The organism is Agrobacterium larrymoorei (assembly GCF_005145045.1).
Taxonomy (GTDB): domain Bacteria; phylum Pseudomonadota; class Alphaproteobacteria; order Rhizobiales; family Rhizobiaceae; genus Agrobacterium; species Agrobacterium larrymoorei.
In genome coordinates this window covers 1259475-1272210 of the sequence record NZ_CP039691.1, presented here as the reverse complement: position 1 = coordinate 1272210, position 12736 = coordinate 1259475, and the positions used below count along the sequence as shown (strand labels likewise).

The following is a 12736-nucleotide window of genomic DNA, read 5'->3' as shown; positions in this document are numbered from 1 at the left end:
CAGAGATCAGGCCGATTTTCCGCCCGTCTCCGAATGTACCTTTTCCGTGCCGTACAGCGTCAGGAAGGCGGCAACCGCCTTCCGCGCCCGGGCGGAAAAATCCTTTGCCTGCGCCTCGCCCAGCAGCATGCGAACATGCAGATCCGAGACGATGAGGCCGTAGAAGCTGCGATAGGCATCTTCCAGATCATCGAAGCGCAGATAGCCGCAACGACGCCCCGCCTCGATCAAGCCGCGAGCGCGCTTGTCGATCTGGCGACGTCCGCGCTCCAGAAGCAGATTGCCGAGCTTTGAGCCGTCGCGGCTGGCCTGGCCGATGGCAAGACGGTTCAGCGCCAGCGAAACATCTCCCGCCAGAACGTCCAGCAGATCATGCGCAAAAACGTCCAGATGATCGACAAGCTGCGGCGCAGTCACGCGGTCGCCCGCCTTTTCGAAAGTGCGGACCTTACTCTGCTGAAAACTGATCATCGCCGCCAGCAGACCATCGCGGTCGCCGAACCATTTGTAGAGGCTTTCCTTGGAACAGTTGGCAGCACGCGCGAGACCGGAGGTCGTCAACGCTTTTTCCCCGCCCTCGACCAGAAGACGCAACGCCTGCTCCAGAACGGCGTTCTGTCGCGGCGAAAATTCCTGCGCTGTGATCGGATCGGTCCCCACCTTGTCCACTCCACTCTCGATTATGTACCGTACGGTACGGTTCGAGAGTGATTTAAGCTGAGTGCCTTCCGGGGTCAAGCGGATTTTTACGCTGACGATGCGATTTGACGCGCCGCAATATGAGGCCTGCTGAAACTGTGAATGAACGGGTCAGGCTTCCGCGTCGAACTTCGCGCGCGCCTGCTTCACTGACTCACGATTATCGAGCGCCCAGTTGATGACGTCCGATAGAGGAGCGTAGAGCGAGCGACCCAGCGGCGTCATGCTGTACTCCACGCTTGGCGGCTTCGTGGGGAATACTTCGCGGTGAATATAGCCGTCGCGCTGAAGGTCGCGCAGCGTCTGGGTCAGCATGCGTTGGGAAATATCCGGCACCATGCGGCGAAGCTCACCGAAGCGATAAGGGCGTTCCGCCAGCGCTTGCAGAAGCAGTGTCGCCCATTTGCCGCCGATCTGATTGAGCAGATCCCGCACCGGGCAATCCGCAAAGTTGAGGTTGCCGAAGTCGGGAATGCGGGCTGGCGCAGTCTTCAATCTGGCAATTGTTGCACTCATAATGGCGGTTCCCTTTTGGTAACGTAGTGCGGCAGAAATGCCTTCTTTACAGCATGCAGTCAATTCTTATTTTAGAGCTACTCTCTTTTTGAGACCACCATAAAGGAAACAGTCATGAGCAAGATTCTCGTCACCGGCGCTTCTGGCCATCTCGGCCAGGCAGTCATTCGCCATCTTCTGGAAAGCTATAGTGTTCCTGCCGCCAACATCGTGGCCGCCAGCCGCGATACAGCAAAACTCTCTGATCTTGCCGCAAAGGGCGTCGAAACGCGCGCCGCCGATTTCGATGATTCCGCTTCGCTGGAAAAGGCCTTCACCGGCATCGACACGCTTCTTATCATTTCCACGGATGCGCTTGCCGTTCCAGGCCAGCGTCTGAAGCAGCATCAGGCAGCCGTTGCCTCCGCCCAGAAGGCAGGCATCAAGCACATCGCCTACACGTCCATGCCGAACCCGGACAAATCGCTCGTCACCTTCGCGCCGGACCATCTGGGCACTGAGGAAGCGGTGAAGGCAAGCGGCCTGCCCTACACAATCCTGCGCAACGCCTGGTATCTGGATAACTACATCCACGCCATGCCGCACAACCTCGAAACCGGCACATGGTACACCGCCACGGCAGACGGCAAGGTCTCCAACATTTCCCGCGATGACTGCGCACGCGCAGCCGCCGCCGTTCTTGCCAAGGGCAAGGCCGAAAACAAGATTTACACGCTGACCGGCCCTGAACTGCTCGACGCCGACGAAATCGCTGCACTGGTTTCAAAGGCCACCGGCAAGCCCCTTGCAACAGTCAAGGTTTCGGCTGACGATTTGAGAAAGGGCATAGAAAGCGCCGGAATGCCCGGCTTCGTCGCCGCGATGCTGGCCTCCGCCAATGCCAACATCGCGGCTGGCAATTTCGAGCTTCTGACGAATGATTACGAGACGCTGACCGGCAAGAAGCCGCAGACATCTGCCGAGTTTTTTGAGGAAAACAAGGCGGCTTTGATTGGGTGATATGATCCGCGAGGGTGCAACAACGTTACCTCTCCCCTTGTGGGAGAGGTTAGAAAATCACGATCTTAGCTTCAGCTAAGTCGTAGATTTTCTTGGTGAGGGGTTTGTCTACGACCTCAAAGCAAAACCCCTCACTTGCAATTTCTAACACTTGAGCCCTTACGGGCTAAGATGTTGAAATTGCTTTCTCTCCCACAAGGGGAGAGATAAGGCTGCGGCACCGTCCCACCTCTCACTCCGCCACCAAACTCTCCCGTGAAGCCTCAACGTCACGCGCCGGTGACATGCCGTAAACACGGCTATATTCGCGGCTGAACTGAGATGGGCTCTGGTAGCCGACGCGGTGGCCTGCTGTGCCAGCGTCCAGCCTTTCCAGCAGCATCAACCGGCGCGCCTCATGCAGGCGCAGCTGTTTTTGATATTGCACCGGCGTCATGGCGGTGACGGCCTTGAAATGCTGATGGAATGAAGACACGCTCATGCCGACGCGTTCCGCCACGTCTTCGATGCGGATGGGGCGGGCGAAGTTTTCGCGCAGCCACGCGATGGCGCGGGCTATCCTGTTGCCGTGGCTATCGGCGGCAAGAATATTCATCAGCTGCCCGCCAGCGGGACCGGTGAGAATGCGATAGAGGATTTCCTGTTCGATAAGCGGCGCCATGGCCGGTATATCGGCTGGACGATCAAGCAAGCGCAGCAGCCGGATCGCGGCATCCAGAAGTTCGGGCGTGGCCGCATTCACCACGATACCGCGCTGGCTGGTGGCGGGCGCGGACTGGCGGTCGATCTGCGCCCGGCTCATCACATCGAGCAGCTTTTCGCTGTCGATGGCAATGGAAATGCAGAAATGCGGCACCTCCGGGCTGGCCTCTACCACGCGCCATGCAACGGGCAGATCGAACGAGGTGAGGAGATAATCTCCCGCGCCGTAATTGATCGTATCGGTGCCCAGCTGCAGGCTCTTTGCGCCTTGAATAACCATGGCAAAGCAGGGATGATAACTGCCATGGCACGGCGCACTGGGAGCGGAGCGCTTGCTGATGCGCACGCCATCTATCGCAGTCTTCACCTCGCCCTCCACATCCGCGTGGCGGGAGGCAATCGAGACGATTTCCTGATAGGGGCTGAAAGGCAGCGTCATTGGATGATGAACCTGTGTAGAGAAGCGGCTGCTTCCGGTAAGCCATATCTAAAATGCCTTCCCCGTTTCGCAAAGGGCGCACGGCTCAAATTTGTAGAATTGTGCAAAAAGCTCGGAGGATCGCTCTAACGTTTCGTCACGGTCCTATCGCATGATGAACCATCACCTTCCCAAAGCTGAAAGGAAACTTCAGATGGCTATTGCAAGAGGTTACGCTGCAACGGATGCCACCAAGCCGTTGACACCATTCACGTTCGAACGCCGCGAGCCGAATGACGACGACGTCGTCATCGACATCAAATATGCCGGTATCTGCCACTCGGATATTCACACCGTTCGCAATGAATGGAAGAATGCCGTCTATCCTATCGTACCGGGCCACGAGATTGCCGGTATCGTCACCGCGGTCGGCGCGAACGTCACGAAATTCAAGGTCGGCGAACATGTCGGCGTCGGCTGCTTCGTTGATAGCTGCGTTGGCTGTGCGGCGCGCGATGTGGATAACGAGCAGTATATGCCGGGCCTCGTCCAGACCTACAACTCCGTCGAAGCCGATGGCAAGACGGCCACGCAGGGCGGCTATTCCGACCATATCGTGGTGAAGGAAGGCTATGTCCTCTCCATTCCGGACAACCTGCCTCTCGATGCTTCCGCTCCGCTGCTTTGCGCAGGCATCACGCTTTACTCCCCGCTGAAGCACTGGAATGCCGGTCCCGGCAAGAAGGTCGCGATTGTCGGCATGGGCGGCCTTGGCCATATGGGTGTGAAGATCGGCGCTGCCATGGGCGCGGATATCACCGTTCTCTCCCAGACGCTTTCCAAGAAGGAAGACGGCCTGAAGCTGGGCGCGAAGGAATATTACGCCACCAGCGATGCCTCGACTTTCGAAAAGCTTGCAGGCACCTTCGACCTGATCATCTGCACCGCAGGTGTGGCAATTGACTGGAACGCCTATCTCGGCCTGCTCAAGGTCAATGGCTCCATGGTCATCGTCGGCGCGCCGGAAGATATGATCCCCGTCCATGCCTTCTCGCTGATCCCCGGTCGCAAGAGCCTGTCCGGCTCGATGATCGGCTCGATCAAGGAAACCCAGGAAATGCTGGATTTCTGCGGCAAGCACAACATCGTCTCGGAAATCGAAACCATCGACATCAAGCAAGTCAACGAAGCCTATGAGCGCGTGCTGAAGAGCGACGTTCGTTATCGTTTCGTGATCGATATGGCGACGCTCGAGGCCTGATAGGCTCGCAATCGCAGTCAATGAAAGGCAGGGCGTTTCGATGTCCTGCCTTTTTTCTTTGGAGGCGGTGAGGAGTTCGTAGTTTCTACCCTTCCTCGGTCATCGGCATGACCCATTGCTGTCCGGTCTAAACTGATAGGTTAGTTTGAGGTCAGAACAGTTCCCCCGCCCGTCACCCCGCACTTGATGCGGGGTCCAGCAGACGCGCGTCTGCGCGTCGAAAGAGTGTCTCAGACCAAGGACTTGGTCTGACTGGATACCGGGTCAAGCCCGGTATGACGGAGGTGGGGTTGCACTCGTCGCCACCCTGCAGCGAACGCGGTCAAAGCGTGCCCCTACCGGATTTGAAGTATGGAACTGCAATGCATTCAAAGCCTTGCCTAGCATCTGCACATTTAGACCGGACAGCGGGTGGCTTGACCCGAGGATCCACAACCGCTTGATTTCGTTGATGCAATGGATCCTCGGCTCAAGGCCACTGCTGTCCGGTTGAGATTTATGGACTTGATATAGGGTATTGATTGCATTTCGTTTTTTGTACTCCTTGCGAATCCGGAGTCGCCAGTACAACGCTGGCTGTGAATGTGGCAACGGTACTTCCCACTTCCGTCATCCCGGACTTGATCCGGGATCCAGCCAGACCAAGTCTTTGGTCTGAAATACTTTTTGACGCGCAGACGCGCGTCTGCTGGACCCCGCATCAAGTGCGGGGTGACGGGTGGGGGAGCTGTTCTCGCCCCCCACACCTACTCAGTTTAAACCGGACAGCAGTGGCTCAAGGCCGAGGATGACGGCAGTGGGTTTGGCGATGGAGACATATCCCAAGCCAAGCCAAGCCAAGCCAAGCCAAACCTCTAATCCGCCTGCGTCAGCGAAGTTTCAGCCCCAAACCCCGGCCCCCACTACGCCTCGTCCTTCAGCGTTTCCTTTTGCGTAATCAAACGCGCGCTGTGATGTCCGGTAAGGTAGATCCACAGCCAGCTCCACGCCACGGCAAGTCGCGAGCGGGTGCCGATGAGGAAGTAGATGTGGGCGAGGCCCCATATCCACCAGGCGATGACGCCCTTCAGTTTGATCTTGCCGAAATCGATGACCGCCGCGCGCTTGCCGATGGTCGCAAGGTTTCCCTGATGGAAATATTTGAACGGTGCGGGCTCTGGCCGCTCTGTAAGCCGGGCCTTGAGGACCTTTGCGACATGGCTGCCCTGCTGCTTGGCCGCGGGGGCGATGCCGGGGACGGCATTGCCGCCTTCCTGTTTAACCGAAGCCGTATCACCGATGACGAAGATGCTTGGATCATCGGGAATATTGAGATGAGGGCCCACTTCCGCACGCCCTGCCCTGTCTGCCGTAACACCAAGCCATTGCGCGGCAGGCGAAGCCTGAACGCCTGCGGCCCAGATAATCGTGCGGGCAGGAATGAATTCATCGCCAATCTTCACGCCCTCTTCCGTGCAGGCGGAAACCGGCGTGCCAAGCGATACCTCGACACCGAGCTTCTCCAGCGCCTGCTTGCTGTATTCCGACAAATCTTCGGTAAAGGTCGGAAGAACGCGCTTGCCTGCCTCCACCAGCAGGACGCGGGTTTTGCGGGTATCGATGTTGCGAAACTCGGGCGGCAGGACCTTGTTGGCAAGATCGGCAATCATCCCCGCCATTTCCACGCCGGTCGGGCCAGCACCGATCACGACGAAGGTGAGATAGGCCTGCTTCACATCTTCCGTCTTTGCCAGTTCCGCCTGCTCGAAAGCAAGCAGAAGGCGGCGGCGAATGGTGGTGGCGTCTTCCAGCGTCTTAAGGCCGGGCGCATGTTTTTCCCAGGCATCATTGCCGAAATAAGCGTGGCGCGCGCCTGTTGCCAGCACCAGCGTATCGAAAGAAATGACCTCGCCATTGGTGAGATGAACCGCACGATTGGTACGATCCACGCCCGAGACTTCCCCCAGAATGGTGGAAACCTCCGGCCTGTCACGGAAAAGACGACGGATCGGCCAAGCGATTTCTGACGTTGCAAGTGCCGTGGTGGCAACCTGATAAAGCAAGGGCTGAAAAAGATGGTGGTTGCGCCGATCGATCAAGGTGATGCGAACGGGTGCGCCTTTCAGTCCATGGACGACCTGTAGTCCGCCGAAGCCTCCTCCAACGACGACGACATGATGTTCCTGCATAGATGGTGCCTTCTTAAATAAAAAAATCAAACCGCGTAGCGTCTACGCGGTTTCATTATAAAGCCAAAAAACTGACGATAGTTATGAAATAGCCTGACCGCAGGCCCGGCAAAAACGCCGTACTGTTTCGGCCATGCCAAATTCCAGCGCATCCGCCGTCAGCCCATGACCGATGGAAACTTCCGCCAGTTGCGGAATGCGCTTGACCAGAGCCGGGAGGTTGGCAACCGTCAGATCGTGACCGGCATTGACATCGAGACCGAATTCCTGAGCGAAATCAGCGGTCTTTCCGAGTTTCTCAATCCACTCGGCAGCGGCCTTCGCGTCATCGTAGCAGCCGCCGTAAGGGCCGGTGTAAAGCTCTATGCGGGCAGCGCCCGTTGCAGCAGCAAGCTCAACCGCCTCCCGGTCCCCGTCACCATCGGCAAAGAGCGACACGCGCATGCCTTGGGATTTAAGCCGCGCAACCACGTCTTTGAGAAAGTCTCCATGCTTGCGGAAATCCCAGCCGTGATCGGAAGTGGCCTGAGACGGATCGTCCGGCACGAGCGTCACCTGCTCCGGCTCGGTCTCCTCGCACAGCAACAGAAAATCCTCTGTCGGATAACCTTCCATGTTGAACTCGGCCTGCGGAAACTCATCATCGATGAGCGCGCGCAAGATCGGCAGATCGGAGAAGCGTATGTGCCGCTGGTCGGGACGCGGATGAACGGTCAGTCCGCTGGCGCCCGCCTGAAGAGCGATGCGTCCGAAGGCAGCCACATCCGGCCATGGCAGGTCGCGGCGATTGCGCAGCATGGCGATGGCATTGAGATTGACGGAGAGTTTCGTCGGCATCTTCGGCACCTGTTCTAACAGCGGATAATGCCCTGTTTCCCGCAGTATTACGCTACCCGCAAGCGGATTCGAAAAAATATTTGTTGTTACGTGGAACTAATCCCTTTGGGTTGCATTCATGCGCGGATGGCTTGGGGAAATCAAATGACACAAACATTTTCATATACTAATGTACAACTTGAAATGAATGACGATATTGCCTTTGCAGATGATGCGAGCATCGATGCCGTAATCAGCCGGAAACCGCGCAGCGCAGGCCCGGTTTCCGTCCGTAAGTCGCCTTGGAGGGAGACATCTATGGGCGAGAAAACGGGAATGCATAAGCCTGGGGCTACTCCCTTTTCCGTAGCGAAGCTGAAGGGCTTTCTACCCGACGTCAAACTCCCCTACCCGCTGCCGCCCGAACCCGTTGCCATTGCCGACATGGCCAACATGTTCGGCGTCACGCACCGGACCCTGCATTTCTATGAGGAAAAGGCGATCCTGTCTTCGCGCCGTTCCGGCCTGATGCGCATCTACTCCCATCAGGACGTTCACCGTATGGCCGTCGTGAACCTGTTCCGCGAAGTCGGCATCCCTGTCGCCGTCATTCAGGACATTATGGCGAAGCTCGAGGCAGCGTCATCGCAAGATGAAGCCGACGACATTTTCCAGACGGTTCTCGAAGCCCGCAAGCGCGAACTGACCTCCGAAATCTCCACCGTCCGCCGCCAGATCCAGCAGATCAGCGACCTGATGTCGCCGGAAGACCTGCCGGAACAGAAGGCGGATGATGCCGATGTGGAACTGACCGAGCAGGAACGCACCTGCCTCGAACTGATGGCCGAAGGCTACGCCGCTGTGCGGCTGACCCGCACCCTCGGCATTTCTTCCAACGAACTACAAAGCCTCGAAGACAGCCTGATGCAGAAATTCAGCGCCAACAATCGCTTTCAGGCCGTTGCCAAGGCAACCGTCATGGGTGTGCTGAAGGCTTGATGGACGACCCGAGAGCGTTTCCTTGTTAAATGGAAACGCGTGAGCGCCGTCGCTTACCGCACGATGGTAAGCGTTTCGGCGGCGCGGGTGATTGCGGTGTAGAGCCAGCGCTCTCGCGTATCACGGAAGGCGAAGCTTTCGTCGAACAGCACGACATTGTTCCACTGCGAGCCCTGTGCCTTGTGAACCGTCAGCGCATAGCCGTAATCGAACTCGTCATAACGCTTGCGCGTCGACCACGGAATTTCCGTTTCGGTTTCCTCGAAGGCGGCTTTCAGCAGTTTGATCTTTGCCGCACCGCGATCCATATCGTCGTCTTCCGGGCGGATCATCAGGTTGATACCGGGCTTTACTGTCTCGCGCGATGAGCTCATCACCTGCCAGAGAGAACCGTTCAGCAGACCCTTTGCCGGATCATTGCGCAGGCAGACCAGCTTGTCGCCGGATTGGGGATAGTCTGCCGTAAAGCCCTTCAGTTCCCGCAGGCGCTGGTTATAGCGCTTGCGCGTGCGGTTGGTGCCCACCAGAACCTGATCGGCGTCCAGCACAAGCCCCTGCGTCACTTCCGTTTTGGAAATGACCTGCGCCGTACCGTAATCGCCACGCATGATCTCGCGGCCCTCGCGCACATCCATGGCAAGCTGGATGATGGGGTTATCCTTCGCCTGACGGTGGATTTCCGACAGAAGATAATCCGGCTCCTGCTCCGTGAAGAACCCGCCACCGGTAACCGGTGGCAACTGGCCGGGATCGCCCAGAACGAGGATCGGTGTGCCGAAGCTCATCAAATCCTTGCCCAGCTGCTCATCCACCATGGAACACTCATCGATGATGATGAGCGCCGCCTTGGCAAGTGGGCTCTGGCGGTTGATGGAAAACATCGGCGCGATGGAGGTCTTGCCGGTTTCCTCATCTTCCACCGTCTCCTCGCCGCGTGGGCGATAGATCAGCGAATGGATGGTGCGCGCATTGGTGGCCCCGCGCGAACGCAGAACCTGAGCAGCCTTGCCGGTGAAGGCAGCAAAAAGCACTTCGCCATCCACATGTTCGGCGAAATGCTTGGCGAGCGTCGTCTTGCCCGTACCGGCATAGCCGAACAGGCGGAAGACCTGGCTACGACCTTCCTTCAACCATCGCGAAACAGCCTTAAGGGCTTCATCCTGTTGCGGTGAAAATTGCATGCGTCCTATTCGCAGGATTCGAGCAGCAAGCGCAATAGAAAAAGAACGAAAGAAGAATGACCGCTCGTTTTGACGATTGTCAATCAATTGCAAAACCAGATGTAACGAATAGCAACCAGAATAGTTGCACTGCACAATGTTTAAATTTTTAACTATCTCGGAAGTATCATTTTATCGCTCGCTGAAATTCCCTGATGTTTCTCAGCCGTGCCATGAAACGACGAAGAACGACCCACCGCTTAACCCTATGAAATTGAAGACTTGAAGGGTAGTCGCAGTTGTTCGGCGAAACGCCATGCAAAGCGTCAACACTGTGCCATCTGGAGGCCGGCCTTTATGTTTTCATTCAATAATCTTCCGACTAAAGCGAAAGTCGTCGCTGGTACCGTTGCCCCGGCATTACTGTCGGTCGCCATTGGCGCAATTGCTCTTTCCAGTATCAGCTCGATGAAGCAGAGCAGTTTCTGGGTTGACCACACGACCGATGTTCTGCGCAAGACAGATGCAATAACCGGTGCAGCGGTTGATATGGAAACCGGTCTACGCGGCTACATGATTATGGGAAATCAGGATTTCCTGGCGCCTTACAAACAAGGCAGCGCGTCCATCTACAAGACCATCGAAGACGTCAAGGCGTCGGTGAGCGACAATCCCAAGCAGGTTGCACGCATCGACAAGATCAAGACGGCGATAACAGACTGGCAGCAGAATTTCGCCGAACCACGCATCAAGGCGCGTGGCGAATTGCCGGACACGATTTCCATCGGCGACATGAACCGGCAGCTCGATGCATCAAAGGGCAAGATCTATTTCGACAGCCTTCGCGATTTGATCAAAGACATGCAGAGCGAAGAAGGCAGCCTCCTCATCGCGCGTTCCGCGGCAAACGAAGCCACTGTTTCCTCCTCCATCACGCTGATCTGGGGCAGCCTCGTCGCCGCAGCCATCATTGCGCTGACGGCAGGCATGCTCATCGGCGCGGGCATCTCACGTCCCATCATCGCCATGACCAACGCCATGAAACGCCTTGCAGGCGGCGAGACAGCCGTGGACGTTCCCGGCGTTGGCCGCAGGGATGAAATCGGCCACATGGCGGAGGCCGTTCAGGTGTTCAAGGACAACGCCATCGCCAAGGTCCGCATGGAACAGGAAGCGGAAGCCAACCGCTCCATGTCCGAGAAGGAGCGCCACGAACGCGAACGTCAGAAGGCGCAGGAAGCAGCAGATATTCAGTTCGCTGTCGATGGTCTCGGCCAGCTTGCGGATGGCAATGTCGGCTACCGCATCGCTACCCCATTCGTGGAACACCTCGACAGACTGCGGAATGACTTCAACAACTCCGTTGGCAAGCTGCATCAGGCTTTGACTTCCGTTGGCAAGAACGCCCGTGGTATCGACGCTGGCGCGAACGAAATTCGCTCCGCCGCCGATGACCTCTCGAAGCGCACCGAACAGCAGGCCGCTTCGGTGGAAGAAACCGCAGCCGCTCTGGAGCAGATCGCCACCACCGTTCGCGACTCTGCCAAGCGCGCAGAAGAAGTCGGCAGCCTGGTGACGAAAACCAGACTGAGCGCCGAACATTCCGGTCAGGTCGTTCGCGATGCCGTTCTGGCCATGCAGCAGATCGAAAAATCGTCCGGTGAAATCTCCAACATCATCGGCGTGATCGATGAGATCGCCTTCCAGACCAACCTTCTGGCGCTCAATGCCGGTGTCGAAGCCGCGCGTGCCGGTGAGGCAGGCAAGGGCTTTGCCGTCGTGGCTCAGGAAGTGCGTGAACTGGCGCAGCGTTCGGCAACCGCCGCAAAGGAAATCAAAACCCTCATCGTCACCTCGGGCGATCAGGTGCGGGCTGGCGTCAATCTGGTGGGCAATACCGGCACGGCGCTGGAAGGTATCGTTTCCGAAGTTCAGCAGATCAACCACCACGTCAACGCCATCGTGGAATCCTCCCGCGAACAGTCGGTCGGCATTCAGGAAATCAATTCCGCCGTCAACACCATGGATCAGGGCACCCAGCAGAACGCGGCCATGGTGGAACAATCCACCGCCGCCAGCCACAGCCTTGCCAAGGAAGCGGCAGAGCTGAACAAGCTGCTTGCCCAGTTCAATCTCGATGGTGACACGGGCAGCCGCTCGATCCACGTCGCATCGGCCTCTTCTGCACCCGTCGCATCCCCAACCCGGCAGTTGATGAAGAAGGTCGCTGGCGCCTTCGGCGGCGGCTCGGCTGCTGCGGCACAGTCCTGGGAAGAGTTCTGATCACTTCGGTCAGGAATGACAGAGAGCCCGCGCCATGAGCGCGGGCTTTTTCATTTCAGCATCGGCCACAGGCTGATGACGAGAAGAACGGCCATGGTAATGTTGAACCACTTCAGCCGCACCGGGACGGAAAGCCACTCCCGCAGTGCCGATCCAAAACCTGCCCATGTCGAGACGCTCGGCAGATTGACGGCGGCGAAAGCGAAGCCGACCAGCATGACGGTGAGGAAATACTGGTTTTCATCCGTGTAGGTGGCCATTGCGGTAACGGCCATAACCCAGGCTTTGGGATTGACCCACTGAAAAGCGGCAGCGCCGAAAAACGTCATCGGCTCTGCGCCGGTCTTGCTGTCGCTGAGGCTACGGGACGTGCCGATCTTCCACGCAATCCAGACGAGGTAAGCGCCGCCTGCAAATTTCAACGCCGTATAAAGCATCGGTACGGAATGCAGCAGCGCACCGAGCCCCAGCCCAACGCCGATGAGCAACGACAGAAAACCCACACCTATTCCCAGCATATGCGGAATGGTCCTTCGAAAGCCGAAATTCACGCCCGATGCAAAGAGCATCATATTGTTCGGCCCCGGCGTGATCGATGTCGTGAAGGCGAAAAGCAGCAGCGCTATGAATGTTTCGATAGTCATTTAAGTCCCCTCGGAAACGCTACATTATTCGCCCCCAGAGCCGAAAACCAGCGACCCATACGAATGCGATG

General features: G+C 57.5%; 11 protein-coding genes. 4 read left to right on the top strand and 7 right to left on the bottom strand.

From position 1 onward, the window contains the following. Positions 1 to 6 precede the first annotated feature (6 nt). Together CFBP5473_RS05960 and CFBP5473_RS05955 are read right to left on the bottom strand one after the other, a co-directional pair. Positions 7 to 660, bottom strand: coding sequence for a TetR/AcrR family transcriptional regulator (locus tag CFBP5473_RS05960; protein WP_027676053.1), 654 nt, complete (start codon positions 658 to 660; stop codon positions 7 to 9). 150 nt (positions 661 to 810) lie between these two features. Further along, positions 811 to 1215, bottom strand: a complete 405-nt coding sequence (locus CFBP5473_RS05955; RefSeq protein WP_027676052.1) for a winged helix-turn-helix transcriptional regulator — start codon at positions 1213 to 1215, stop codon at positions 811 to 813. Between the two features lie 114 nt (positions 1216 to 1329). On the opposite strand from CFBP5473_RS05955, the gene CFBP5473_RS05950 reads away from it, so the two are divergent. After that, complete coding sequence (locus CFBP5473_RS05950) at positions 1330 to 2214, top strand: SDR family oxidoreductase (RefSeq protein WP_027676051.1); 885 nt, start codon at positions 1330 to 1332, stop codon at positions 2212 to 2214. 232 nt (positions 2215 to 2446) lie between these two features. On the opposite strand, the gene CFBP5473_RS05945 is transcribed toward CFBP5473_RS05950, so the two are convergent. Beyond that, on the bottom strand, positions 2447 to 3355 hold the full coding sequence (locus CFBP5473_RS05945) for an AraC family transcriptional regulator (protein WP_027676050.1): 909 nt from the start codon (positions 3353 to 3355) through the stop codon (positions 2447 to 2449). Between the two features lie 193 nt (positions 3356 to 3548). On the opposite strand from CFBP5473_RS05945, the gene CFBP5473_RS05940 reads away from it, so the two are divergent. Continuing rightward, the gene (locus CFBP5473_RS05940) at positions 3549 to 4595 is read left to right on the top strand and encodes an NAD(P)-dependent alcohol dehydrogenase (RefSeq protein ID WP_027676049.1); all 1047 of its coding nucleotides are present in this window, start codon (positions 3549 to 3551) and stop codon (positions 4593 to 4595) included. A 902-nt stretch (positions 4596 to 5497) separates the two neighbouring features. Here CFBP5473_RS05940 and CFBP5473_RS05935 read toward each other — a convergent pair. Next, the gene (locus CFBP5473_RS05935; protein ID WP_027676048.1) at positions 5498 to 6763 is read right to left on the bottom strand and encodes an NAD(P)/FAD-dependent oxidoreductase; all 1266 of its coding nucleotides are present in this window, start codon (positions 6761 to 6763) and stop codon (positions 5498 to 5500) included. Positions 6764 to 6844: 81 nt separating this feature from the next. Then, the gene (locus CFBP5473_RS05930; RefSeq protein ID WP_027676047.1) at positions 6845 to 7600 is read right to left on the bottom strand and encodes a pyridoxine 5'-phosphate synthase; all 756 of its coding nucleotides are present in this window, start codon (positions 7598 to 7600) and stop codon (positions 6845 to 6847) included. 297 nt (positions 7601 to 7897) lie between these two features. Between CFBP5473_RS05930 and CFBP5473_RS05925 the strand changes: the two genes are divergently transcribed. Beyond that, positions 7898 to 8578: a MerR family transcriptional regulator gene (locus CFBP5473_RS05925; protein WP_051441314.1), complete on the top strand. Its 681-nt coding sequence runs from the start codon at positions 7898 to 7900 to the stop codon at positions 8576 to 8578. A 53-nt stretch (positions 8579 to 8631) separates the two neighbouring features. On the opposite strand, the gene CFBP5473_RS05920 is transcribed toward CFBP5473_RS05925, so the two are convergent. Then, positions 8632 to 9759, bottom strand: a complete 1128-nt coding sequence (locus tag CFBP5473_RS05920) for an ATP-dependent DNA helicase (RefSeq protein WP_027676045.1) — start codon at positions 9757 to 9759, stop codon at positions 8632 to 8634. Between the two features lie 336 nt (positions 9760 to 10095). On the opposite strand from CFBP5473_RS05920, the gene CFBP5473_RS05915 reads away from it, so the two are divergent. Beyond that, positions 10096 to 12021: a methyl-accepting chemotaxis protein gene (locus CFBP5473_RS05915; protein ID WP_027676044.1), complete on the top strand. Its 1926-nt coding sequence runs from the start codon at positions 10096 to 10098 to the stop codon at positions 12019 to 12021. Positions 12022 to 12071: 50 nt separating this feature from the next. On the opposite strand, the gene CFBP5473_RS05910 is transcribed toward CFBP5473_RS05915, so the two are convergent. After that, entirely contained in the window at positions 12072 to 12665 is a 594-nt protein-coding gene (locus CFBP5473_RS05910; protein ID WP_027676043.1) for a LysE family translocator, read from the bottom strand. Positions 12666 to 12736 lie beyond the last annotated feature (71 nt).

Excerpts from the sequence above, each read along its gene's own strand:
- CFBP5473_RS05950 (WP_027676051.1), top strand. The coding sequence starts at position 1,330 with ATGAGCAAGATTCTCGTCACCGGCGCTTCTGGCCATCTCGGCCAGGCA.
- CFBP5473_RS05930 (WP_027676047.1), bottom strand. The coding sequence starts at position 7,600 with ATGCCGACGAAACTCTCCGTCAATCTCAATGCCATCGCCATGCTGCGC.
- CFBP5473_RS05945 (WP_027676050.1), bottom strand. The coding sequence starts at position 3,355 with ATGACGCTGCCTTTCAGCCCCTATCAGGAAATCGTCTCGATTGCCTCC.
- CFBP5473_RS05920 (WP_027676045.1), bottom strand. The coding sequence starts at position 9,759 with ATGCAATTTTCACCGCAACAGGATGAAGCCCTTAAGGCTGTTTCGCGA.
- CFBP5473_RS05910 (WP_027676043.1), bottom strand. The coding sequence starts at position 12,665 with ATGACTATCGAAACATTCATAGCGCTGCTGCTTTTCGCCTTCACGACA.
- CFBP5473_RS05925 (WP_051441314.1), top strand. The coding sequence starts at position 7,898 with ATGGGCGAGAAAACGGGAATGCATAAGCCTGGGGCTACTCCCTTTTCC.
- CFBP5473_RS05935 (WP_027676048.1), bottom strand. The coding sequence starts at position 6,763 with ATGCAGGAACATCATGTCGTCGTCGTTGGAGGAGGCTTCGGCGGACTA.
- CFBP5473_RS05915 (WP_027676044.1), top strand. The coding sequence starts at position 10,096 with ATGTTTTCATTCAATAATCTTCCGACTAAAGCGAAAGTCGTCGCTGGT.
- CFBP5473_RS05940 (WP_027676049.1), top strand. The coding sequence starts at position 3,549 with ATGGCTATTGCAAGAGGTTACGCTGCAACGGATGCCACCAAGCCGTTG.
- CFBP5473_RS05955 (WP_027676052.1), bottom strand. The coding sequence starts at position 1,215 with ATGAGTGCAACAATTGCCAGATTGAAGACTGCGCCAGCCCGCATTCCC.